Source organism: Amycolatopsis sp. NPDC043887 (assembly GCF_056435665.1).
Genome location: NZ_JBWKEB010000001.1, coordinates 426,523 through 448,678 on the forward strand (window position 1 = coordinate 426,523; position 22,156 = coordinate 448,678).

Here is a 22,156-nt window from a genome sequence, read left to right on the forward strand (position 1 = left end):
CAAGCAGGTTGTATTTAAGACATCTGCAGGTCACCGATTTCCGGTCCTGGCCACAAGCCGATCTCGCGCTCGAACCCGGCCCGACCGTCCTCGTCGGACAGAACGGCCGCGGCAAGACGAACCTCCTCGAGGCGATCGGCTACATCGCGACCCTGGGCTCGCACCGCGTCGCGACCGACGCGCCGTTGGTGCGGCACGGGTGCGAACGCGCGCTGATCAGGGTCGCGGTGGTCAACGAGGACCGCGAGCTGACGGTCGAGCTGGAGATCACGCCCGGCAAGGCGAACCGTGCGCGGGTCAACCGCGGCGCGGTCGGCAAGCCCCGTGACGTGCTCGGGATCCTCCGCACGGTGCTGTTCTCCCCGGAGGACCTGGCGCTCGTGCGCGGGGATCCCGGGGAGCGCCGCCGCTTCATGGACGAGCTCCTCGTGCTGCGCGCGCCCCGGTACGCCGGGGTCCGCGCCGACTACGAGAAGGTGCTGAAGCAGCGGAACGCCCTGCTCAAGACAGCGGGTAAACGGCGTACGGGACGCGAAGACCCGTACGCGTTGTCGACGCTCGACGTCTGGGACGACCACTTGTCGGTGGCGGGGGCCGCGTTGCTGGCGGCCCGGCTCAACCTGATCGCGGACCTCGCGCCGTACGCGGCCGCCGCGTACATGGGGGTCGCGCCCGACTCGAGACCGGCGAAGATCGCGTACAAGTCGAGCCTGGGCGAAGCGATGCCGGAGGGTTACGGCACTCCGGACGGACCTCGCGCCGACCAAGCGGTCCTCAAGGAAGTGCTGGTCGAGGCACTGAAACGGTCCCGGAATCTGGAGCTGGAGCGCGGGGTGAGCATGGTCGGCCCGCACCGGGACGAGCTCGATCTCATCCTCGGCGAAGCGCCGGCGAAGGGCTACGCGAGCCATGGGGAGTCCTGGTCGTTCGCCCTCGCGTTGCGTCTGGGAAGCTACGAGCTCCTGCGTGGCGAGGCCGGGGAACCGGTGCTTCTGCTGGATGATGTGTTCGCCGAGCTGGACCGGCGTCGCCGGGCCCGGCTGGCGGAGGTGGCGGCAGGCGCCGAGCAGGTGCTGGTGACCGCCGCCGTGGATGAGGACGTGCCCGCCGAACTGGCCGGACATCGATTCCTCGTGGCGGATGGTGAGATCAACCGAGGGTGATCCCGCGAAGCGGACACCCCGGGTGATCGGCGCCACAGCAGTTGCCCACCGATCTGGGGACAAACCTGTGGACAGTGTGGATAACACCGTGAACGCGTTATCGCCCCGCGTGACCAAGGGGCCTGATAAGCGGCTTGACACCCCCCGCCCGGGTGGTAACCCGGGTGAGGGAGCTTTGTTCGACACGCAGCGTGAACCGACCGCGGTATCGAACGGCGCAACCGATACTGAAAGCAAGGAACCGGCTACCGGTCGCGACCTCGCACGTGCCGCTCTGGACGCCGCGAAGGCCAAAGCCAAGGCCCGCGGCGTTGAACCGGGCGTGCGCCGCGGCCGTATCACCGGAGGGGGAGCGGGTTCGGCGGGCCAAAGCCCGCGACGTCGTCGCTGGTCAGGGCCGGGTGCCGACGCCCGCGACCCGCAACCGCTCGGCAGGCTCGCCTCCCGGATCGCGGTCGACCGCGGCTGGAACACGCGGCTGGCCAACGGTCAGGTCTTCGGCAGCTGGGCACGGCTTGTGGGCGAAGAGGTCGCCGAACACGCCCAACCGGTGGCGCTGAAGGACGGCGAGCTGACCGTCCGCGCGAGCTCGACAGCGTGGGCGACGCAGCTTCGCCTGCTCCAGGGGCAGCTGCTGGCGAAGATCGCGAAGGGCGTCGGGCGCGGCGTGGTGAAGAAGATGCGGATCCAAGGGCCGACGGCGCCGAGCTGGCGGAAAGGGCCGCGGCACGTGCCGGGACGCGGCCCGCGTGACACGTACGGCTGATCCGAGTTGCGCTTCGCCGGGACTGTGCCACCAGCGCCCCGAGAACGCGCCCAGAGCGCTTCGCGAACGTCAAGACTCTTCTTTGAACGAATTAGCGCGCCTGTGAGCAAATCAGGGGTGTCCTTGCCGCATGCCTGCGAACGCGGCCAAGTACACTGGGGATGAGCGAGCGTCCGCTCGGGCGAGACGAGGAGAATCAACGCCTGTGACCGAGAACAAGAGCGAGTACAACGCGTCGTCGATCACGGTGCTCGAAGGCCTCGAAGCCGTCCGCAAGCGTCCCGGTATGTACATCGGTTCCACCGGTGAACGCGGCCTCCACCACCTCGTCCAGGAGGTGGTCGACAACTCCGTCGACGAGGCGATGGCCGGTTACGCGACCAAGGTCGAGGTTACCTTGCTGGCCGACGGCGGGGTGCGCGTCGTCGACGACGGCCGCGGCATCCCGGTCGACATCCACCCCAAGGAGCAGAAGCCGACCCTGGAGGTCGTGCTCACCGTGCTCCACGCGGGCGGCAAGTTCGACAGTGACTCCTACGCGGTCTCCGGTGGTCTGCACGGCGTCGGCGTCTCCGTGGTGAACGCGCTCTCGACCAAGCTGATCGCCGAGGTCAAACGCGGCGGGCACAGCTGGCGGCAGGTGTACACCGACCAGATCCCCGGTGAGCTGGAGGATCTCGGCCCCGCCGAGGACACCGGCACCACGATCACCTTCTGGGCCGACGGCGACATCTTCGAAACCACGACGTACAACTTCGAGACGATCTCCCGGCGTCTTCAGGAGATGGCCTTCCTCAACAAGGGCCTGACCCTTTCGCTGCGCGACGAGCGCGTCGCCGACGAAGAGACCGAAGCGGACGCTTCCGGCCAGGCGGCGCGGGTCAAGGAGAAGACCTACTGCTACCCGGGCGGTCTCGAAGACTTCGTCAAGCACATCAACGGCAGCAAGGACCCGATCCACGCGTCCGTGATCTCCTTCGAGGCCAAGGGCACCGGCCTCGAGGTCGAGGTCGCCATGCAGTGGAACAACGGCTTCACGCCGTCGGTGTACACCTTCGCCAACACGATCAACACGCACGAGGGCGGCACGCACGAAGAGGGCTTCCGCGCCGCGCTCACCCGCGTCGTCAACGCGTACGCGCGCGAGAAGAAGCTGCTCAAGGAGAAGGACGCCAACCTCTCCGGTGACGACGTGCGCGAGGGGCTCGCCGCGATCGTCTCGATCAAGCTCTCCGAGCCGCAGTTCGAAGGCCAGACCAAGACCAAGCTGGGCAACAGCGAGGCCAAGACGTTCGTGCAGCAGACCTCGAACGAATGGCTGGCCGACTGGTTCGAGCGCAACCCCACCGAGGCGAAGACGATCATCAACAAGTCGATCTCCTCGGCGCAGGCGCGGATGGCCGCCCGCAAGGCGCGTGACCTGGTCCGCCGCAAGGGCGCGCTGGAGATCGGCGGGCTGCCCGGCAAGCTCAAGGACTGCCGCTCGACCAACCCGTCGGAATGCGAGCTCTACATCGTCGAGGGTGACTCGGCGGGCGGTTCGGCCAAGGAAGGCCGCGACTCGATGTACCAGGCGATCCTGCCGATCCGAGGCAAGATCATCAACGTCGAGAAGGCCCGGATCGACCGCGTCCTCAAGAACACCGAGGTCCAGTCGCTGATCACCGCGCTCGGCACCGGTATCCACGAAGAGTTCGACATCGAGAAGCTGCGCTACCACAAGATCGTGCTGATGGCCGACGCCGACGTGGACGGCCAGCACATCACCACGCTGCTGCTCACCTTCCTGTTCCGGTTCATGCCCCCGCTGATCGAGCACGGGCACGTGTTCCTCTCGCGCCCGCCGCTGTACAAGATCAAGTGGCCGCGGCAGGAGCCGGAGTACGCCTACTCCGACCGGGAACGCGACGCCGTCATCCAGGCGGGTGTCGAGGCCGGCCGGAAGCTGCCGAAGGACGACGCGATCCAGCGCTACAAGGGTCTCGGCGAGATGAACGCCGAAGAGCTGTGGGAGACCACGATGGACCCGGCGAACCGGCTGCTCGGCCAGGTCACCCTGGACGACGCCGCGCAGGCCGACGACCTGTTCTCCGTCCTGATGGGCGAGGACGTCGAAGCGCGCCGTTCCTTCATCACGCGTAACGCCAAGGACGTGCGGTTCCTCGACGTCTAGCGACGTCCCGCTCTTTTGTCCCCTAGGACTGCTCCCACGAGAAGGACCTCATGACGGAAACCTTGCCGCCGGCTCCGGACCACGACCGGATCGAACCGGTCGACATCCAGCAGGAGATGCAGCGCTCCTACATCGACTACGCGATGAGCGTCATCGTGTCGCGGGCGCTGCCGGACGTGCGGGACGGCCTCAAGCCGGTGCACCGCCGCGTGCTGTACTCGATGTTCGACTCCGGCTTCCGCCCCGACCGCGGGTACAACAAGTGCTCCCGCGTCGTCGGCGACGTGATGGGCAATTACCACCCGCACGGTGACTCCGCGATCTACGACGCGCTGGTGCGGCTCGCGCAGCCGTGGTCGTTGCGGTACCCGCTGATCGACGGTCAGGGCAACTTCGGTTCGTCGGGCAACGACCCCGCCGCCGCCATGCGGTACACCGAGTCCCGGCTGGCGCATCTCGCGATGCACATGCTGCAGGACATCGAAGAAGAGACCGTCGACTTCTCCGACAACTACGACGGCCGCACCCAGGAGCCCGACGTCCTGCCGTCGCGGTTCCCGAACCTCCTGGTCAACGGTGGTTCCGGGATCGCGGTCGGCATGGCGACGAACATCCCGCCGCACAACCTGCGCGAGGTCGCCGACGGCGTCAAATGGGCGCTGGAGAACTTCGAGGCCAGCGACGACGAGCTGCTCGCCGCGCTGCTGGTCCGGATCAAGGGCCCGGACTTCCCGACCAAGGCGATGATCCTCGGCAACTCCGGGATCGAGGACGCGTACCGCACCGGCCGCGGCTCCGTGCGCATGCGCGCGGTCGTCGAGGTCGAAGAGGACGCCAAGGGCCGCACGATCCTGGTCGTGTCCGAGCTGCCGTACCAGGTGAACCCGGACAACCTGGTCGAGAACATCGCGAACCTGGTCCGCGACGGCAAGCTCACCGGCATCTCCGACATCGCCGACGAGTCCAACAGCCGCAGCGGGATGCGGATCGTCGTCACGATCAAACGTGACGCGGTCGCGAAGGTCGTGCTGAACAACCTGTTCAAGCACACCCAGCTGCAGCAGAACTTCGGTGTCAACATGCTGGCCCTGGTCGACGGCGTGCCCCGCACGCTGCGTCTCGACCAGATGATCCGGCACTACGTGAAGCACCAGATCGACGTCATCGTCCGCCGGACCCGTTTCCGGTTGCGCAAGGCCGAGGAACGCGCCCACATCCTGCGCGGTCTGGTCAAGGCGCTGGACATGCTCGACGAGGTCATCGCCCTCATCCGGCGCTCGCCCTCGGCCGAAGAGGCCCGGCCCGCCCTGATGAGCCTGCTGGACGTCGACGAGATCCAGGCGACCGCGATCCTCGACATGCAGCTCCGCCGTCTCGCGGCACTGGAGCGGCAGCGGATCATCGACACCCTCGCCGAGATCGAACTCGAGATCGCCGACCTCAAGGACATCCTCGAGAAGCCCGAGCGGCAGCGCGCGATCATCGCCGAGGAACTGCAGGAGATCGTCGACAAGTACGGCGACGACCGGCGCACCAAGATCATCCCGTTCGACGGCGAGGTCTCGGTCGAAGACCTCATCGCGGTCGAGGACGTCGTCGTCACGATCACCCGCACGGGTTACGCCAAGCGGACGAAAACCGATCTGTACCGCTCGCAGAAACGCGGTGGCAAGGGCGTCCAGGGCGCGACCCTCAAACAGGACGACATCGTCCAGCACTTCTTCGTCTGCTCGACGCACGACTGGATCCTGTTCTTCACGAACAAGGGCCGCGTGTACCGGGCCAAGGCCTACGACCTGCCCGAAGCCAACCGCAACGCGCGCGGCCAGCACGTCGCGAACCTGCTCGCGTTCCAGCCCGATGAGCAGATCGCCCAGGTCATCGAGATCCCGAACTACGAGGTCGCCCCGTACCTCGTGCTCGCGACCCGCCGCGGCCTGGTGAAGAAGACCAAGCTCACCGACTTCGACTCCAACCGCGCCGGCGGCCTCATCGCCGTCAACCTGCGCGAAGGCGACGAACTGGTCGGCGCGGTACTCGCGGCCGCCGAGGACGACCTGCTCCTCGTGTCCGCGGAAGGCCAGTCGATCCGCTTCCACGCCACCGACGAAGCCCTGCGCCCCATGGGCCGCGCGACGTCCGGTGTGCTGGGCATGCGGTTCAACGACGGCGACGAACTGCTCGGCATCAACGTCGTCCAGCCGGACCGGTTCCTCCTCGTCGCCACCGCCGGCGGCTACGCCAAGCGCACGCCGACCGACGACTACCCGGTGCAGGGTCGCGGCGGCAAGGGCGTGCTCACCATTCAGTACGACCAGAAACGTGGCAGGCTGGTGGGCGCGGTCATCGTCGACGCCGAAGACGAGCTGTACGCGATCACCTCCAGCGGCGGGGTGATCCGGACTTCGGCCGGACAGGTGCGCAAGGCAGGCAGGCAGACGAAGGGAGTGCGGCTGATGAATCTCGACGAAGGAACAACTCTTCTCGCGGTCGCACGCAACGCGGACGAGCCCTCAGACGTCGCCACTGCAGGTAGTGCTGAAGGAGAAGAAACCCCGGCGTCGGAGCAGGAGTAGACGACGCCCACGTACTGGGTAAGGACTGACACCTCGTGACACCATCCGAGAAGCCCGAAGCAGGCGGCGCGCAGGCGGGTTCGTCGAGCCCGCCCTGGCAGCGCGACAGCGGCGCCGGGGAGCCCGAAGGCTCCAGCGAGCAGACGGTCTCGGTGTCTTCGGTCGCCACCGAAGACGTGGCCCACTCGGACCCGAAGCGGGACGCGACGACCGTGACCGACTATCACGGTGTCAGCGGCACTGCCGCGAAGAGGCTTTTCGGCGACAGCGGAGAGGGCGACCCCGCCCCCTCCGCCATCCCGTCGGCCTCCCGCACCCGTGCCGCGCCCACCGCTCTCCGCCGCCCCGGCCGCGGACCGCGTCGCGCCAGCCTGCAGATCAAACGCTTCGACCCCTGGTCGGTGCTGAAACTGTCCCTCGTCCTCGGCGTCGCGCTGTTCTTCGTGTGGCTCGTCGCCGTCGGCGTCCTGTACACCGTCCTCGACGGCATGGGCGTCTGGGACAAACTCAACGGAACCTACTCGTCGCTCGTCGGCGGCGAAGGGGCCGACGCGCCGGCCGACCCGTTGATCAGCGCCGGCCGTGTCTTCGGGATCGCGGCCATCCTCGGCGCCATCAACATCGTGCTGATCTCGGCGCTGGCCACCGTCAGCGCCTTCATCTACAACGTCTCCGCCGACCTTGCCGGAGGCCTGGAAGTGACCCTTTCCGAACGAGAGTGACCCGGTTGCAGGGCGCCGAAAGGCGTCCTGTAATCTTCTCCTCGTTCGGGCCCATAGCTCAGGCGGTTAGAGCGCTTCGCTGATAACGAAGAGGTCCCAGGTTCAAGTCCTGGTGGGCCCACACAGGTCAAAGCCCGGTTCACCAAGTTGGTGAACCGGGCTTTTTTCATGCTGAGTGACTATATGGGTGACTGTCGGTTCGACAAGGTCCTGGCGTCACCGGAGAGCGTCTGGTTGGCGACGAGTCGCTCCCAACGTGGTCCGCCGCTTTCACGGAGCCACTCAACGAGCTGCATCCGATCCGGATGCTGACCGAGTGCGGACGTCAACTCGCTACGACGCGAGAAACCTTGGGCCCGAGCGAACGTGAGGTACTCGTTGAGGGCAGCTCGGACGTCCGAGGCGAAGCGATGGACCTCCCCCCAGTCCACCTCAGGCATGTTCTCACCGTGCACTGCATTGTTCCGAACTTCCTCGTATAGCCACAGAGTGGTTAAGGGGTGCCGGAATTCTCCTGTCGCTATGTGGCTCAGCGTTGCGCGCCGGAAGGCGAGCTGCTCGCCCTTCAGTCCACTCGCCTTGTCGCCAAGGAGCGCTTCGAGAGCGAAGAATTGGTAGAGCAGCGCTACCAGCGGATCGTCAGTGAACACCGCGCGATCGATCCAACCTAAAGCAACGTTGGCCTTGCGCTCGATGTCTTGGGTTGCTTCGCCGATCAAGCTCGCGGCCGGGTGGTCGCGTGCGGCTTCAACCGTGGACCGGCTGATCGTTAGTGGCATTGCGCCACGGTCCAACGCGCGCCACTCTCCGGCACCGTTGTCTAGCTCGCCGACAGCACCGACCTGGAATCGCAATTGCACAGCCCGCACGCTGTGCTTGTCGAGGAACGCCACTCGCAAGATCCGCAGCGCGCGCTCCGCTTGAGAGCGTGCTCGTTCGATCATTCGGTCATGGCTGGTACCAGTGACCTGGATCTCAGCCATACAGCCTGAATGAACGTCAAGGTTAGGCACGTCGCGTCGGATCTTTGGCATCTCGTCTACGGGGGTGAGCCGGACGCCGAAAAAGTCGACTGGCTGCTGAACCATCAGGTGATCAACCTCGACACGGCACATGGCTGTGAAGGGATTACGGGCATGCGCGTCAACGAACGAGCTGACGTGATCATCCTGCCGATTGGCCTGACACTGGTCGACAAAGTCCCATAACACATCCGCAGGCTCGTCGAGGTGCTCGAAACGCAGGTCGGCAGCGATCTGCTTGGCCGCAGTTTCGACAGCTTCCAGCGCGCTCCGCCCGTAAGTGACGTACTTCCCTTGTTGGCCAGGCACAACTCGGGTCATCCCGTGCGGCTCTCCGGCCTGGCGTCTGCGGGCTATGTTCTGCACCCTCTTCAGGGCTTTCTCTAATGCGCGATCGGCGACTGTCACCCGACCATCTTCGACTGTGACTGTTGTCACGTCGAGTGAATACTGCCGGGCCCAGGCGTTGTTGCCCGGACCCGGCAGTGAGGCCAGGTCACCTCAGACCGTCGAGAAGATCTCATCCATGGCTTTCGCGCCCTCCTGAATGATCGGCCGTAGCTGATGGCGATAGACCAACTCAGTCACTGCCGTCCCGTTGTGGCCCATGAGTTGAGAGATCTGCTCAATCGGCATCCCGCTGTCGGAGAGCAGTGACGCGAAGCTGTGACGAAGCTCTCTTGGCGTCCACTCGTTCGGATTGAGCCCGGCTTTCGCACATACCTTCCGGAACCCGCGCCGGACGTTCGCCGCATCCAGTTCCGTGCCGACGTCCGACGCGAACACCAAGTTGTTCTCCTGCCATCGGTCGCCCGCGACACGTCGCGCGAAGTCCTGCTTCGCCCGCTGGGCCCGTAGGGCTTCGACGCACCGCTGAGGCAGCGATACTTCTTGCCTCATGGGTTGCTTTCACCTCGCAGGGGCCTGGGTTCGAGCGTGGCAATGCCGGCCGCCATCGCGTCGTCCGTGACGGCGTGATTTGCCATCGACGTCGTTGACGTCACCCACGTGGGGTGGGTGCTCACTGTCGTCATACTTCGATATTCGAGTGATCTGACGTGCGAAAACAGGGCGTCGATCACCGTTTTCGCCCCGTGCTTGGTGCGTACCTATGCCTCTTGAGCACAGAACCCACCGAGGACAGGGCCGGGTAGCCTTTCCACGTGGATCTCCTCCCGTTCGACGACTATGTGCGCTCGCTTGACCGGAAGCGCATGTCCGCTGGAGTGCTGTTCCGTGACGACGCTGACCGAGTGCTCCTGGTCGAGCCGTCGTACAAGCCGCACTTGGAAATCCCAGGTGGAGCGGTCGACGCGGGGGAGGCCCCTTGGACAACAGCGGTACGTGAGGTTCACGAAGAGATCGGCCTGGACAGACCACTCGGTCAACTGCTCGTGATCGACCACGTGGCCGACGACGGGCGCATGCCAGAGGGTGTTGCGTTCGTTTTCGACGGCGGACTGATCACTGAGCAAGAGGTGCAAGACCTCGTGCTCACCGATCCCGAGATCGTCCGGGCCTGTCTCTGCAAGCTCGACGAGGTCGCGCAGAGGTTGAAGCCGACTCTCGGTCGGCGACTTGCCGTTGCCCTCGAAGCGGCGAGGACAGGTGAACTGGTGTTGTGCAACGACGGAAACCCGCTGACCAGCGGATAGCCTGGTCAAGGCGCTGTCTGCTTTGGAGGGGCCATGACGACCGGAAGCAAGCTCCCCGAGAATCTTGCTCGGTTCCGCAAGGCGCGAAACATGTCACAGCATGAACTCGCCTACGCGGCCGGGGTGGGAGTGGACACCGTCGCGAGGATTGAGCAGGGCTCGCGCAAGACCACGCGGCCCACGACGTTGGCGAGATTGGCCAAAGCACTCGGTGTTTCGGACGAACGCCTGCTTGGTCAGCTCGTTACTGCGCCGAGCGATATCGACGTCGTGACGCTGCGCCATGCGATCACCGCCGGGGAGCACGTGCCCGGCCTGGACGACTTCGCTGAGGCTCACGAGGTAGTCCAGATCGAAGAGCTTGACCGCGCCGCACACGAGGCATGGCGCGCGTATGTCGATGGTCGCCACGTCGAACTGCTCCACGCCCTGCCTGTTGTCCTTGCCGACGCGCGTCGGCTCGTCCGCTCAACTAGCGGAGACGAACAGGCTGCCGCGCATCGCGCGTTGTCGACGGCGTACCGGCTCGGTGCTGGAATGGCTGGTCGAGTCGGATTCGATGACCTCGCTTGGACGTCGGCCGAGAGAGCTTTGGACGCTGCTCGGCAGTCCGATTCACCGGACCTGGAGACAGCGATATCGCTTCGCTACCTTGCTTGGACGTTGGTCCGGCAAGGGCGGCTCGACGAGGCCGAGAGGGTTGCTGTCAGGGCAGCTGAGCAGGTACAACCCGCGATGCTCGACCGAGATCCCGCGCGAGCAGGAGTGTTCGGCAACCTGCTGTTCAATGCCGCATCCGCGGCTTTGTCGGCCGGGCGGCTGGGGCGCGCCGATGACCTGCTTGCCGAGGCGCAAGCGGCGGCCATGCGTTCGCGCGGCGACAGCGCTACCGAGGCTGCAATCTTCGGACCGCGTGTGGCCGCACTACAGCAGGTCGACCACGCGGCCCGAGCCGGAGACCCCGACAAGGCACTGCGGCTCGCCGAATCGATGCCGTCGACACGTGGGGAAGTGCCAGCGTTCTGGGAGGCTGGCCACCGGTTGAGGTTGGCCGCCGCATCCGTCGAAGTGAGGCACTACCCAGATGCACTCCGCTACCTCGCCGAGGCAAGGGACCTTGCTCCGGACTGGGTGCGGTACCAGCCGCTGGGCAAGTCGACGATGCGGAACCTCGTCGACCGGGCTTCTCGGCGTCGTGGTGCCGAATTTGCGCGACTGGCCGCTCACTATGGGGTTGTTGACCTGCGATAACTTCGTGTTGAAGCTCCTGTGGTGAGTGACGAATGCCGCGGCTTCCAGCTCCACGGGAACCGGGCACGCTCGCTCCAAGCGCTCCAGCTCGCGCGTCAGGTCTCGCCACAGCAGACCCGCTACCACTTGCACGTCCGGGAAACGGTCATCACGCTCGCCGAGCAGGACCGTCGGAAGTCGGAAACGCTTGCGAGTTCGTGCGCTGGGCGAACATCAAGATCTGAGGCGGTTACCAGGTGTGCAGTGCTTTTTGACTGTCGAGCCTGGCCTCATCAGGCGGCTGGACCTTGTATCCGAGCCGCTCTAGCACTGCGACAGCCTCACTCGGTACCTCGCGGACGACTGCGCGAACTTGAAGACGCCGCCAGCGTTCTCGTCCGGCGTTCACCTCTTTCTCCCAGCCTGCCTTGGCGTCTAGCCGACAGTCACGAATCAGGAACTCCACAAAGTCCTCCAAGCACGGCCTGAACCTTGCACCACCCGTAGGGAAGTGGAGCGACGCCAGCTCATGAGGATTGGAGTGCCGAGTTTGAGAGAGGAGATGCGAGATTGCTCCGCGATGAGCGTGGAGCTGGATATGGGATGAAGGCTTGCTTCTAGCGTCGCGGTCGTAGTCGTACCGGACGATAGGCGTCCGGTCGATTTTGGCAATGAGCTTGAAGACTGACTGCTCAACGGCCAGGTAGGTCTCGGTACTGTCCAGGCGGAAGCGTTGAGACACGTGCAGTTCTGCAAGCGGCCGCCCCTTGGCCTTCAGAGTGACGGGCTTGATGTCCGTAACGACGCGTTCGGCCCGTGTCTTGACCTCGCTGTCGGGGACATCGTCGAAGCAGGCTCGGAGCAGCGTTTCAGTCTCGGAAGTGAACCGATCTACCTGCTCCTGAAGGTCAGAGCTCGTCATCGCCGAGAAGAAACGCGATGTTCTGCAGCTCATCCCACGTGTCCCACTCGTCGCCGACCAGGCTGAACGCCTTCGCTCGCTCCGTGAATGTGGTCAGATCAGTGCCTAGCTGCTTGAGGATGCTGTCCCGCCGTTCTAGCAGCTCATCGCGGGTGACCGCTTCGACATGTGCCATGACGCCTCCCGTTCGTCGCCGCTCTGGGTCTCCATCATCCCGGCAAGGTCCGACATTTTCATCTCTCAGAGGTAACTCGTCGGGCTGACCAGCTGATAGTTGCAACCCCGTGATCGTGGACTAGAGCCCATCGGCGAGGTGTTCGCAGCGTTTGCAGTTGCGCAGGTCCATGCCACCGACGCCTGCCTCGAAAGGTCCATCGATCACCCACACGAGGGCGCCGCAGAGCGCCTCCTTTTGTACTCCCGCCCGTCCACCGCTCACAGCGTGTCGGTCGCCGTATGGCTCGGGGACCTCGTCTTGGAGTCGTTTGTGCCGGCCTCCGACGGGTTGGCGGGTAACTCGCGGTTTCAAGTCGGTGAACCCAGCAGCCAAGAAGTCGTCCTCGTCGTAGATCTGCGGGTGTATCTCCTGGCCGCAGTCTCCGCACGTCCACGTACCAGTGGGGGCAACGCGTCCCGCTACTGCTCGGCCACCATGAGCGTCCCGTGAATGGCCTGCTACAAGATCGTCCTGATTTTGGGGCATCTGAGTCATACGCAGAGGTCGCGTTAGGTCTGGTCCCTGTTTCACGTGTGGCTCATCGTCTGGGCTGGGCGACAGGACCTTCAGAGGACGAAAGCGCTTGCGGGGGTTGGCACGACACGCCGAAGGAGCGACACTCTCGCGACACGCCGTACGAGTTACACCCATGTAGTCCCCAGAATCCTCACAGGGTCTGACCAGCAAGTTTCCGGACACGACCTGTTTTGATCACCAGGATATGAACAGGTGTTCTACAGGTATCAACAGGTTGTCCCCAGATTTCCGGTCGACTTATCCACAGTTGTCCCCAGGTGAAATTGCGCTGGTCCTTCTGAGCGCTCTAGCGTCCTCGCTGACCGACACGGGCCACAAGCACCACCGGTCGCCCCTGTCCCGACGTAACCGGTTGCGCCGGGGCATCACGCCTCGATTGAGGCGATTAACTCAGGAGAACCGATCGTGTCAACGGATGCGAACGACCGAAGAAGGCGGAGGCGTCGGTCCAGGGCCGTAATCCCTGGCCGACGCCGATCCGTCGAACTACACGCGCAGTACGTCAAGCTGCTGATCTTGGTGGTCACCCTGATCCTTGACGGGATCTTGCTGATCACCACGATTCTTAACGCGCTGCTGTAAGACAGGTAGCCGTCGGGTGGAGTGCCGAGCTCTGCCCGACGGCTCCGGCGCCAAGGATCTTCCATCCCCGCCTTACGTACAACTCCAGTGACCGAATCGTGTTCGGCCACTTTGCCTCGGGACCTAGGGACTACCATCGTCGGATGGCTGGACACGGTGGGATCGTCCACACGACGACCGGCGCGCCGAACACGTCTTCTCGTGGCGTCTCGGACACCCGAGCGCACATGCAGATGCGTTGCCCGCATTGCCACGACAGGGTAATGGCGGCGGTGATAGCTGAGGTGCAGGAAGGTGGCGTTAAGCCGGTTTCTTGGCTCCGGTGTCCGAGCTGCCATCTAGGCATGGTGAAGAACAGCCACTTCATTTCGCCGAGCGGTTTGGCGGGGGAGCCGGTCGAGGGTGTTCCAAGTGACACCGCTGAGGCATACGAGGAAGCCAGGCGAAACGCATCGTCCGCGTCGTACACGTCTTGTGAGCTGATGTGTCGAAAGATCCTTATGCATGTCGCCGTTGACAAGGGCGCTGCAACGGGAAAGCCCTTCGCCTTCTATCTGGATCACCTGGTCACGACTGGATACCTGACGCCGCCCATGCAGCCATGGGTTGACTTCATCCGTAAGCGAGGCAACATCGCGACCCATGAGCTTCCGGCGTCGGGTGAGGATGAAGCGTTGGGGACGTTGACGTTTACCGCCCAGCTTCTCAAGCTCGTTTACGAGATGGACCACAAGGTCAGGGCATTCCTGCCACCCTCAGACGAGAAGGATTCGGCCTAACTTTCTTCGCCGCTCTCCAGCGGTGAGCGACGAACTGGGCGACAATCGTGCCGGTGATCAACGGATCACCGTGGACGTTGGTGGACGTTCGTCTCGCAGGTCGGACACCGATTCTCAAGGTCAACAGAGGCCTATTCTGACCTGATAACGAAGAGGTCCCAGGTTCAAGTCCTGGTGGGCCCACCCGGTTGGCCCGGTTGTATCTGCAAAATGCGCAGATGCAACCGGGTGTTTTTCGTTTTGGGGGTCGAACCCCCAAGCCCCCGCCAGGGAGGGCTTCGCCCCCCTGGACCCCCCGACGTTGGGTCGCGTGGGCGGGAAAGTCTCGTCGGTCTTCGGTTCCACGTGGAACGTCGGGCAGCGGGCGTCCGGAGAACGGCGTGCAGTAGCATCGGTGGGTAGGCGGAGCAAATCGGCGGAAAGAGGGGGCTTCTGATGAAGAAGCTGTTGGCACTCGCGGTCATCGCGGGCGGCGTGCTGTTCGTGATCAAGCGCAACAAGGCCGCCAAGGCCGAGGCCGACCTCTGGCGTGAGGCCACCGCCCCCACCGAGCGTCCCCTGGGATCCGCTTCCACGAACGGAAGCGCTCCGGCCAAGGCCGCGGACGCGTCCCGCAACAACTGATTTCGGCGCGGGCGGTTATCATGATCGCCTGCGATCCGGGGCTGTAGCTCAATTGGTAGAGCACCGCCTTTGCAAGGCGGGGGTCAGGGGTTCGATTCCCCTCAGCTCCACTCTGGGATTCACGAAGGGGATTCACGAAGGCCACCCGCACCGCGGGTGGCCTTCTCATTTCCGCCAGAATGCGCGCATGGGTGTGCTCTTCGACTACTTCGCCGCACCGGACAACGACGCCGCGGCCGCCACTATCGACCTTGTCGGCGGCCCCGCCGAGGCGTCCTTGCCGACCGTCCAACTCAAGGGTGTGGACCCGTTCGTGCAGCTGGGCACGCTGGAGTCCCTGCTCACCGGTGTCGACTACGAGACCATCATCGGACGCTCCGTCGAACCTGTCGCCTTGGCCGGTGACGGCGTACGTCTGGTCGTCCCGCTGACCGAAGAGCTGTCCGCCGCGCTGTCCGACGCCGACGAAGCGCGCTTACGCGAGGTGGCCGAGCCCTGGTCCCGGACCGAGGAGTTCGATGGCCAGGCCGACCCCGCCGACTTGGCCGCCGTGCTGACCGGCCTCGCGGAACTCGCCCGCACCGCCACGACCAGGGGCGACCGCCTCTACTGCTGGGTCTGCGTCTGAGGAATGACGTTCGTCACCGTACGCGGATGACAAAGTCGTGCGCCCAGCCAAGTCAACGCTGCTTACGTGGGGGTGAATCCGGACAGCGAGGTGAACATGGTCAGTTTCGAGACCGACCTCGACGATCTCAGTTGTCGAGCAAGGAACTGCAGAATGCCGCGGACATAGTCAGTACCGTCCATACCGGTGTGCGAGGGCAGGACGTGCCCGCTCCCGACCCGGTCACGGGAGGCCTTCTCCCCGGCTTTTTCGCGCCGGACACCGCTTTCGGGAAAACCCTGGGCATGCGCGGGGTTTCGGCGGCCTACGAGGAACATCGCCAGGCCGTCGAGAAGATGCTCGCGAAGCTGCACCGCAGCACGCAGGACGCGTCCCGTGCCTTGGAGCGGGTTGCCGAGCTGTACGAATCCGTGGACGAGGACAACAAGCAGCGAATGAACCGCGCGGCATACGGGAACCAGGGGTAGCGGCGTGGACCGGTACTTCAACGCACTGGACGCGGAGACCACCGCCGGACCCGGCGACTACAGCGAACTCCTCGAGGGGATCTCCCACGATCTCACCGCGGGTGCCGAAAAGGCCTTCGCGGCGGTCGATCTCCTTTTCCAGAACTGGATGTTCGGCAGCGACGTCGACATGAGCGGCGGTCGCAAGGAACAGGTCCGCGACTTCTTCCTCGAGTTCTCCGAGGCGGCGCTCGTCGGCGAGAACAGCCTGCAGACCATGATCGAGGCCTACGAAGGTCTCTGGAACGCTTTCCAGGACACGAAAGCGCCGCTCGACCGGTCCTTGGTGCTGCTTCTCAAGTGGCGTGGTGAAGGCGCCGAGACCGCCAAGAGCTACATCCAAGGTCTCGTGAACACCTACGCCCGGGTCGGCACCAAACTCACCGTGCTGGAAGCCGACATCGTGGCCCCGCGGGACGCCATCGCGACCGCGCGGGCCGACCTGAGCACTCTCGCCGCTTCCTTCCTGACCGCCGCGGAAAAGTACCGGGACGACAAGGAACGGCAGGACGAATCCGCCTTGCAGAAGGCGCTGGCCGCGACCTTCGCCGCCGCTGTCACCGCTCTGCTCGTGGCGGCCGTGCCACCGGCGGGTGGCCTCACCGCGGCGGCGTTCTTCACCACCGCGAACGGAGTGCAGGTCGCCCGCGCGGCGGCCGGGGCCGGGCTCGCCACGGCGGCCACCGTGCAGGCCGACATCGTCGGGGACAGCCCCGAGATGATCTACAACAGCTTCCACGACGGTGTGGTCAACCTCAGGGAAAGCATGTTCCGTGCGTCGGAGTCGCTGCTCTCGAAGATCGACACCGAGATCAACAACTGCCGATCATTCCCGAACCGCCGGACGTCAGCCCCGGTGAGACCTTCGATCCCGGCAACTTCGAAACGGAGAACACCGACAAGGGAACGGAAAAGCGGGTCCGGGACAAGAACGTCGACATCTCGAACGACGGCAAGTTCCAGGAACCGCCGCGGGAGCTGTCACCCCTCAAGGAGTGAGCGTGGCCGACAAACCGGCACCCAAGAAGCCGGGTAACGACCGGCAAGCCGTTTCCGTTTCGGTCAACACCGACGGCGTGATGACGCGGCTCAGGGTGAGTGAAGCCGTGTCGCGGATGTCGCCCGCCGAGATCGCGGACACCGTCATGCGGACCTATCAGGAAGCGCGGCAAGGATCCGCGAAACGCAGTGCGGACCTGATGGCGCCGATCGGCAACGCCGGCTACATCACCGACCGGCTCCGCTGGCGGCTCGGGTTCACCCCTTCGTTCCAGGAGGCAGGCGAGACCGTCACGCCGCCGGTGCCGCGCCGGCCGACGGCGGGCGCCGAAAACGTGGTGCTCAAGGACCGTTCGGAAGAACCGGCTGGACCCGCCGAGGACGAGCGGCCCGAACCGGTCGAATCCGACGATCAGTACTACGAGCAAGGCCTGCGGTACCGGCCTTCCTGGTAGTACGGCTTGCCCTCAAGCGCGCTTCAGCGTGCACGCTGGCCCGGCGGCGGAGATCATCCGCCGCCGGAGGCGGAGGGTGACGGTATGAAACGTGAAGGCGTCCTGCTCGCGTTGGCGTGCGCCGGATCCTTTGTGGTCATCCTCGACGCGACGATCGTTTCCGTCGCCCTGCCCGCGATCCGGTCCGGCCTTGGTTTCCCCGACGGCGCGCTGACCTGGGTGGTGAACGCGTACACGCTCGCCTTCGCCGGTTTCCTGTTGCTGGGCGGCAGGTTGTGCGACGAATTCGGCGTGCGGCGGATCTTCGTGCTCGGGATGAGCCTGTTCACCGTCGCGCGGCTCGCCGCCGGGCTGGCCGGTTCACCGGAAACGCTGCTCGTGGCCCGCACGGTGCAAGGATTCGGTGGCGCGCTGCTGATGCCGGTGACGTTGTCCTTGCTGACCACGACGTTCACCGAACCCGCCCGTCGCGCGCGGGCCTTGGGAACCTGGAGCGCGGTGGGCGCGGCCGGCGCCGCGGCGGGGCCGGTGATCGGCGGCCTGCTGACCCAGTGGGCGGGCTGGCGCTGGGTGTTCTTCGTCAGCGTCCCGATCGGTGTGGTGGCCGTTCTCGTCGCCGGGGCGGTGCTGCCGCTCCGGGATCGAAGCCGTCCTCGCGGCAGGCTGGACGTGCTCGGCGCGGTGCTGTCGGCGGCGGGACTCGTCGGCGTGGTCTACGCGGTGATGCGCTCTCCGGTCGACGGCTGGGGAAGCGCGTCCGTGCTGCTCCCGCTGTTCGGCGGGCTCGTCCTGCTCGGTGTGTTCCTGGTGCACCAGCACCGGTGGGCGGACGAACCGCTCGTCGCGCTCGGGATCTTCCGGCTGCGTTCGGTCACCAGTGGGAACGTGGTGATCTTCTTGCTGGGGCTGGGTTTCCTCGCCAGTCCGATCCTGCTTTCGCTGTACCTCCAGGACGTCCACGGGTACTCGCCACTGCGGGCGGGACTGGCCTACCTGCCGGTGGGAGCGGCGATGTTCGCCGGCGCCCGGACCGCGAGCGGGTTGTCGGTGCGGATCGGGCCGAGGCGGGCGGCGGCGTTGTACTGCGCGATCGGTGCGGCGGGTTTCGCCGGGGTCGCGGCGCTGGCCGGTGCGCACGCTTCGTACGTCGCGTCCGTGCTGGTGCCGGGAATGGTCTTCGGCTTCGGGACGGCCGCGGCCTTCACTCCGATCACCGTGGCCGCCACCAGCGGGGTGCCGGAACGCCAGAACGGCCTTGCCGCCGGTCTGCTGAACACCGTCCGGCAGACCAGCGGCGCGCTCGGCCTCGCCGCGTTGACCGCGCTCGCGGCGGCCGTGACCGCGAGCTCGCCGTCCGGCTTGCCGAAGGGGGAGGCGCTGGTGCACGGCTACACCGCCGCGTTCCTCGCCTCCGCCGCCTGCCTCGCGGCCGCCGCGGTGGTCGCGGCGCTGGCGATGCCGGGACTCAGCTCGCCGCCGCATGGGCGGGCAGGTCGACCCGGTCGCGGAACCAGGGGCAGTCCTCAAGGTTCCCCTCGCGGCGGCAAGTGAGGAGCTCGACCAGGTAGTCGTGCGCGGTGTCGAGCCGCGCACGCTCCCGTTCGATCTCGGCGATCCTGCCCGTCACCACCTCCCGCCAGCGGTGCTGTTCGGCGAGCAGTTCGGTGATCCTGGTCAGGCCGAGCCCGCCGATCCGCCGCCAATGCTTGATCAGCGCGATGCGGTACAGCTGGTCGTCGTCGTAGTACCGCTTGCCCGAGCGGCGGAAGGCCGTGATGAGTCCTCGGCGTTCCCAGTAGTGCAGGGTCGAGATCGCCAGCCCGAAATGGTCGGCGGCCTCGCGAACCGGCGTCAAGGAATCCATGCGACCAGTCTAAGTTAGGTCACCCTAACTTTCGAGCCAGCCAGGTGAAGGTCCACCGGTAGAACTTCGGCGCGGCGAGGCTGGTGTTGATCGAGTGACCGCTGCCCCGCACGATCTTGTCGGCGCCGCAGTCGCCGCTCCCACAGACCAGGGTGTCGTGCTCGCCGAGCACGTACGCCGTCGGGACTGTCGGTGCCGATCGGTTCGCCGCACCGGATCCCACCGAGCGGAGTTCCGCCGACGCCAGCGTGTCCTTGAGGGCTTCTTCGACGGGAATGATCGCGGGGTCGTAGGTGCCGGGGTGGTGGAAGGTCTGCGCGCGGGTGCCGGGACGTGTCGTGAAATAGCCGCGGGCCCAAGGCTTTCCGGCGAACTTCGGGTCCAGTTCGGCCGGGAAGAAGGGTGATTCCGTCGCCGCGGACCGTGCGCCGGGCCGGTCGCGGGGGATGCCGCTGACGATCACGGCGTCGACGCCGCCCCGTCCGGCGGCCCGTTCCGCGACGAGCCCGCCCATAGAGTGTCCATTGAGGACGATCGTGCGGAACCGCGGGCGCAGCTGCCGGACGACCTGGTGGACGGCCTCGCCGCCGGCGTCGAAGTCGAGGGTCTCCGGATCCGGACGGCTGCTGCGGCCGTACCCGAGCCTGTCGAGGTTGAGCGTCGCGTAGCCCGCGCGGGTCGCACTGTCCACATAGGAATAGCGACGCGGCTGGTACGGCCAGTCCCAGTAGGCGCGGTCGTAGGTCCCGCCGTGCAACAGGATCTGGATCGGCGTGCGCGGGGTGAGCTTCCCGCGGACGCAGAGTTCGCCGGCGACCGTCTGACGTTCGCCGTTCACCTGGACCGCGAAGCGGTGTTCGGCGCAGCGGGCCGGTCTTTCGGCGGCGGTCGCCGTCGTGATCCCGGTCAAGGAAAGGAGCGCGGTGAGCAGAGCCGCTTTCGCAGTGAGTTTCATGGCGGAAGCGTCGCTCGCGGGCCGGGGTCGCGTCGTCGTGCCGGCGTGGGGATCGGTGGCTACGTCAGGCGCGCACCATCCCGCTCTGATAGGCGAAGACCACGAGCTGCGCGCGGTCGCGGGCGTGGACCTTGGTCATCGCCCGGCTGACGTGGGTCCGGACGGTCGCCGCGCTGATCACGAACTCCCGCGCGATCTCCTCGTTCGACATTCCCTGCGCGACGCGAAGGACGACTTCGTGCTCTCGTTCGGTGAACGCCGAGCCGTCGGCACGGGGCAGCGAAGGTGACGGCCGAGCGGTGAATTCCGCGATCAGGCGCCTGGTCACGCTCGGGGAGAGGAGCGCGTCTCCCGCCGCCACGACGCGGACCGCCTGGATCAGATCGGCGGGCCTCGTGTGCTTGAGCAGGAAGCCGCTCGCTCCGGCGCGTAGCGCGTCGAAGACGTATTCGTCGAGGTCGAATGTCGTCAGCATGAGGACGCGGACACCGGGAAGCCGTTCGTCCGCCATGATCCGGCGGGTGGCTTCCAGCCCGTCCGTCCCCGGCATCCGGATATCCATCAGCACCACGTCGGGCACGGTTTCCGCGACGACGGCGACCGCCGCCTCGCCGTCGTCCGCTTCCCCCACCACGGTGATCCCGGCTTCCACCCGGAGCAGTGCCGCGAACCCGGACCGCACCAGGAGCTGATCGTCGGCGAGCACCACCCTGATCACGGCCATCGCGCGCTCACCCGGAACCTCCCGTCCTCACGGCCCGCGGTCAGTGTGCCGCCGGTCGTCCTGGCCCGTTCACCCATTCCCCTGATCCCGGCACCGGGGACGTCCGGCCCCGGCGTGCGGACCTCGTTGACCACGTCGAGCCGCAGGCCGCTCTGGTCGGCTCGCACCATCACCTCGGCGGCCGCCCCACCGTGTTTCGCGGCGTTCGTGAGGGATTCCTGGACGATCCGGTACACCGCGCCACCGACCGGCTGCCCGATCCCGGGAGCGTCGAGGTCCAGCGTGACGGCCAGGCCCGCCTGGTTCGCCGACGCGACCAGCGCGGGAATGTCCGCCACCTCGGGCGCCGGCCGGAGCGGGGCGGAGTCGTCACGCAGCAGCCGCACCATCGCGTTCAGCTCGTCCAGGATCGTCCCACTGACCGTGCGGACGACACCGAGCGCTTCCTTCGCCACTTCGGGGTGATCGTCGATCACGTGCTCGGCCATCCCCGACTGGACGTTGATGACCGCCATCGCGTGGCCGACGCTGTCGTGCAGATCCTGGGCGATGCGCAGCCGCTCGCCGAGGACGCGATCGCGTTCCGCCTGTTCTGCGGCCGCGGCCCGCTCACGCCGTCCTCGAAGCGCGTCGGCCGCGAAGACCGCGAAGCCTGCCCAGCCGACGAAGACCAGATCGAGGACGCCCGCCCCGCCGGTGGCCAGGTTCGCGCCGACGACAATCGCCGCCGTACCGCTCGCGACGGCGTACGCGAGCCGTCGCGGACGCAGGGTTCCGAGCGCGAACAGCGGCACGAGACCGGCGAACAACACCGGACCGTCGGGATAGCCGAGCCCCAGGTAGAACAGCAGCGCAAACGCTTCCGTTCCGGCCGTGACAACCGGAAGCCGCCACGCTGCCGCGAGTGCGAGACAAGCGAGCGCGACGACGGCGAAGCCGAACGCGTCGACCGGGCGTTCCCCCGGCCCGGGTTCGAGATTCGCCGTGCCGACGACGAGCAGCGCGCTCACCGCGAGCCAAGCGGCGACTGCTCCGCCCCTGATCAGCCACTTCACCC

Annotated in this window: 22 protein-coding genes and 2 tRNA genes; 16 read left to right on the top strand and 8 right to left on the bottom strand. The window is 66.1% G+C overall.

Annotated features, from left to right (window positions below):
• Positions 1-8: 8 nt before the first annotated feature.
• From recF to AC069H_RS02145, 6 genes are all read left to right on the top strand, one after another.
• The gene (gene recF / locus AC069H_RS02120; protein ID WP_063276697.1) at positions 9-1,163 is read left to right on the top strand and encodes a DNA replication/repair protein RecF; all 1,155 of its coding nucleotides are present in this window, start codon (positions 9-11) and stop codon (positions 1,161-1,163) included.
• Between the two features lie 274 nt (positions 1,164-1,437).
• Positions 1,438-1,929: a DciA family protein gene (locus AC069H_RS02125; RefSeq protein WP_478231406.1), complete on the top strand. Its 492-nt coding sequence runs from the start codon at positions 1,438-1,440 to the stop codon at positions 1,927-1,929.
• Between the two features lie 205 nt (positions 1,930-2,134).
• Positions 2,135-4,102 (top strand): DNA topoisomerase (ATP-hydrolyzing) subunit B, encoded by a 1,968-nt coding sequence (gyrB, locus tag AC069H_RS02130; protein ID WP_478223914.1) that lies wholly within the window; start codon positions 2,135-2,137, stop codon positions 4,100-4,102.
• Positions 4,103-4,152: 50 nt separating this feature from the next.
• Positions 4,153-6,678: a DNA gyrase subunit A gene (gene gyrA, locus AC069H_RS02135; RefSeq protein ID WP_478223913.1), complete on the top strand. Its 2,526-nt coding sequence runs from the start codon at positions 4,153-4,155 to the stop codon at positions 6,676-6,678.
• Positions 6,679-6,713: 35 nt separating this feature from the next.
• Positions 6,714-7,400, top strand: a complete 687-nt coding sequence (locus AC069H_RS02140) for a DUF3566 domain-containing protein (protein ID WP_125679336.1) — start codon at positions 6,714-6,716, stop codon at positions 7,398-7,400.
• A gap of 47 nt (positions 7,401-7,447) precedes the next feature.
• Positions 7,448-7,521, top strand: a tRNA-Ile gene (locus AC069H_RS02145).
• Between the two features lie 58 nt (positions 7,522-7,579).
• Here the strand turns inward: AC069H_RS02145 and AC069H_RS02150 are convergent.
• On the bottom strand, positions 7,580-8,830 hold the full coding sequence (locus AC069H_RS02150; protein ID WP_478231061.1) for a hypothetical protein: 1,251 nt from the start codon (positions 8,828-8,830) through the stop codon (positions 7,580-7,582).
• Between the two features lie 93 nt (positions 8,831-8,923).
• Positions 8,924-9,322: a tyrosine-type recombinase/integrase gene (locus tag AC069H_RS02155; protein ID WP_478231062.1), complete on the bottom strand. Its 399-nt coding sequence runs from the start codon at positions 9,320-9,322 to the stop codon at positions 8,924-8,926.
• 263 nt (positions 9,323-9,585) lie between these two features.
• On the opposite strand from AC069H_RS02155, the gene AC069H_RS02160 reads away from it, so the two are divergent.
• Both AC069H_RS02160 and AC069H_RS02165 read left to right on the top strand, forming a co-directional pair.
• Positions 9,586-10,077 (top strand): NUDIX domain-containing protein, encoded by a 492-nt coding sequence (locus tag AC069H_RS02160; RefSeq protein WP_478231063.1) that lies wholly within the window; start codon positions 9,586-9,588, stop codon positions 10,075-10,077.
• Between the two features lie 33 nt (positions 10,078-10,110).
• Positions 10,111-11,328: a helix-turn-helix domain-containing protein gene (locus AC069H_RS02165; protein WP_478231064.1), complete on the top strand. Its 1,218-nt coding sequence runs from the start codon at positions 10,111-10,113 to the stop codon at positions 11,326-11,328.
• A gap of 229 nt (positions 11,329-11,557) precedes the next feature.
• Here the strand turns inward: AC069H_RS02165 and AC069H_RS02170 are convergent, their stop codons facing one another.
• Together AC069H_RS02170 and AC069H_RS02175 are read right to left on the bottom strand one after the other, a co-directional pair.
• On the bottom strand, positions 11,558-12,229 hold the full coding sequence (locus AC069H_RS02170) for a hypothetical protein (protein WP_478231065.1): 672 nt from the start codon (positions 12,227-12,229) through the stop codon (positions 11,558-11,560).
• Complete coding sequence (locus AC069H_RS02175) at positions 12,216-12,404, bottom strand: hypothetical protein (protein WP_478231066.1); 189 nt, start codon at positions 12,402-12,404, stop codon at positions 12,216-12,218. Before AC069H_RS02175 ends, AC069H_RS02170 begins: the two co-directional genes overlap by 14 nt.
• 1,505 nt (positions 12,405-13,909) lie before the next feature.
• On the opposite strand from AC069H_RS02175, the gene AC069H_RS02180 reads away from it, so the two are divergent.
• The 8 genes from AC069H_RS02180 (at position 13,910) to AC069H_RS02215 (ending at position 19,107) form a co-directional block, all read left to right on the top strand.
• Complete coding sequence (locus AC069H_RS02180; RefSeq protein WP_478231067.1) at positions 13,910-14,344, top strand: DUF4145 domain-containing protein; 435 nt, start codon at positions 13,910-13,912, stop codon at positions 14,342-14,344.
• Between the two features lie 435 nt (positions 14,345-14,779).
• Positions 14,780-14,968 carry a DLW-39 family protein gene (locus AC069H_RS02185; RefSeq protein WP_034321928.1) on the top strand — a complete coding sequence of 63 codons (189 nt, stop codon included), beginning with the start codon at positions 14,780-14,782 and terminating at the stop codon, positions 14,966-14,968.
• A gap of 37 nt (positions 14,969-15,005) precedes the next feature.
• Positions 15,006-15,078: transfer RNA gene (locus AC069H_RS02190), tRNA-Ala, on the top strand.
• A gap of 77 nt (positions 15,079-15,155) precedes the next feature.
• On the top strand, positions 15,156-15,596 hold the full coding sequence (locus AC069H_RS02195; protein WP_478223912.1) for a hypothetical protein: 441 nt from the start codon (positions 15,156-15,158) through the stop codon (positions 15,594-15,596).
• A 188-nt stretch (positions 15,597-15,784) separates the two neighbouring features.
• The gene (locus AC069H_RS02200; RefSeq protein ID WP_478231068.1) at positions 15,785-16,063 is read left to right on the top strand and encodes a hypothetical protein; all 279 of its coding nucleotides are present in this window, start codon (positions 15,785-15,787) and stop codon (positions 16,061-16,063) included.
• 4 nt (positions 16,064-16,067) lie between these two features.
• Positions 16,068-17,138, top strand: a complete 1,071-nt coding sequence (locus AC069H_RS02205; RefSeq protein WP_478231069.1) for a hypothetical protein — start codon at positions 16,068-16,070, stop codon at positions 17,136-17,138.
• On the top strand, positions 17,104-17,556 hold the full coding sequence (locus AC069H_RS02210; RefSeq protein WP_478231070.1) for a YbaB/EbfC family nucleoid-associated protein: 453 nt from the start codon (positions 17,104-17,106) through the stop codon (positions 17,554-17,556). Before AC069H_RS02205 ends, AC069H_RS02210 begins: the two co-directional genes overlap by 35 nt.
• Positions 17,557-17,640: 84 nt before the next feature.
• On the top strand, positions 17,641-19,107 hold the full coding sequence (locus AC069H_RS02215; RefSeq protein WP_478231071.1) for a DHA2 family efflux MFS transporter permease subunit: 1,467 nt from the start codon (positions 17,641-17,643) through the stop codon (positions 19,105-19,107).
• Here the strand turns inward: AC069H_RS02215 and AC069H_RS02220 are convergent.
• The 4 genes from AC069H_RS02220 to AC069H_RS02235 all read right to left on the bottom strand — a co-directional run bounded on the left by AC069H_RS02220 (position 19,022) and on the right by AC069H_RS02235 (position 22,154).
• A complete protein-coding gene (locus tag AC069H_RS02220; RefSeq protein ID WP_478231072.1) occupies positions 19,022-19,420 on the bottom strand; it encodes a helix-turn-helix domain-containing protein in 399 nt (132 codons plus the stop codon). The two genes, AC069H_RS02215 and AC069H_RS02220, sit on opposite strands and share 86 nt — an antisense overlap.
• 19 nt (positions 19,421-19,439) lie before the next feature.
• A complete protein-coding gene (locus tag AC069H_RS02225) occupies positions 19,440-20,375 on the bottom strand; it encodes an alpha/beta hydrolase (RefSeq protein ID WP_478231073.1) in 936 nt (311 codons plus the stop codon).
• 64 nt (positions 20,376-20,439) lie between these two features.
• A complete protein-coding gene (locus AC069H_RS02230; RefSeq protein WP_478231074.1) occupies positions 20,440-21,099 on the bottom strand; it encodes a response regulator in 660 nt (219 codons plus the stop codon).
• On the bottom strand, positions 21,090-22,154 hold the full coding sequence (locus AC069H_RS02235; protein ID WP_478231075.1) for a sensor histidine kinase: 1,065 nt from the start codon (positions 22,152-22,154) through the stop codon (positions 21,090-21,092). Before AC069H_RS02235 ends, AC069H_RS02230 begins: the two co-directional genes overlap by 10 nt.
• Positions 22,155-22,156 lie beyond the last annotated feature (2 nt).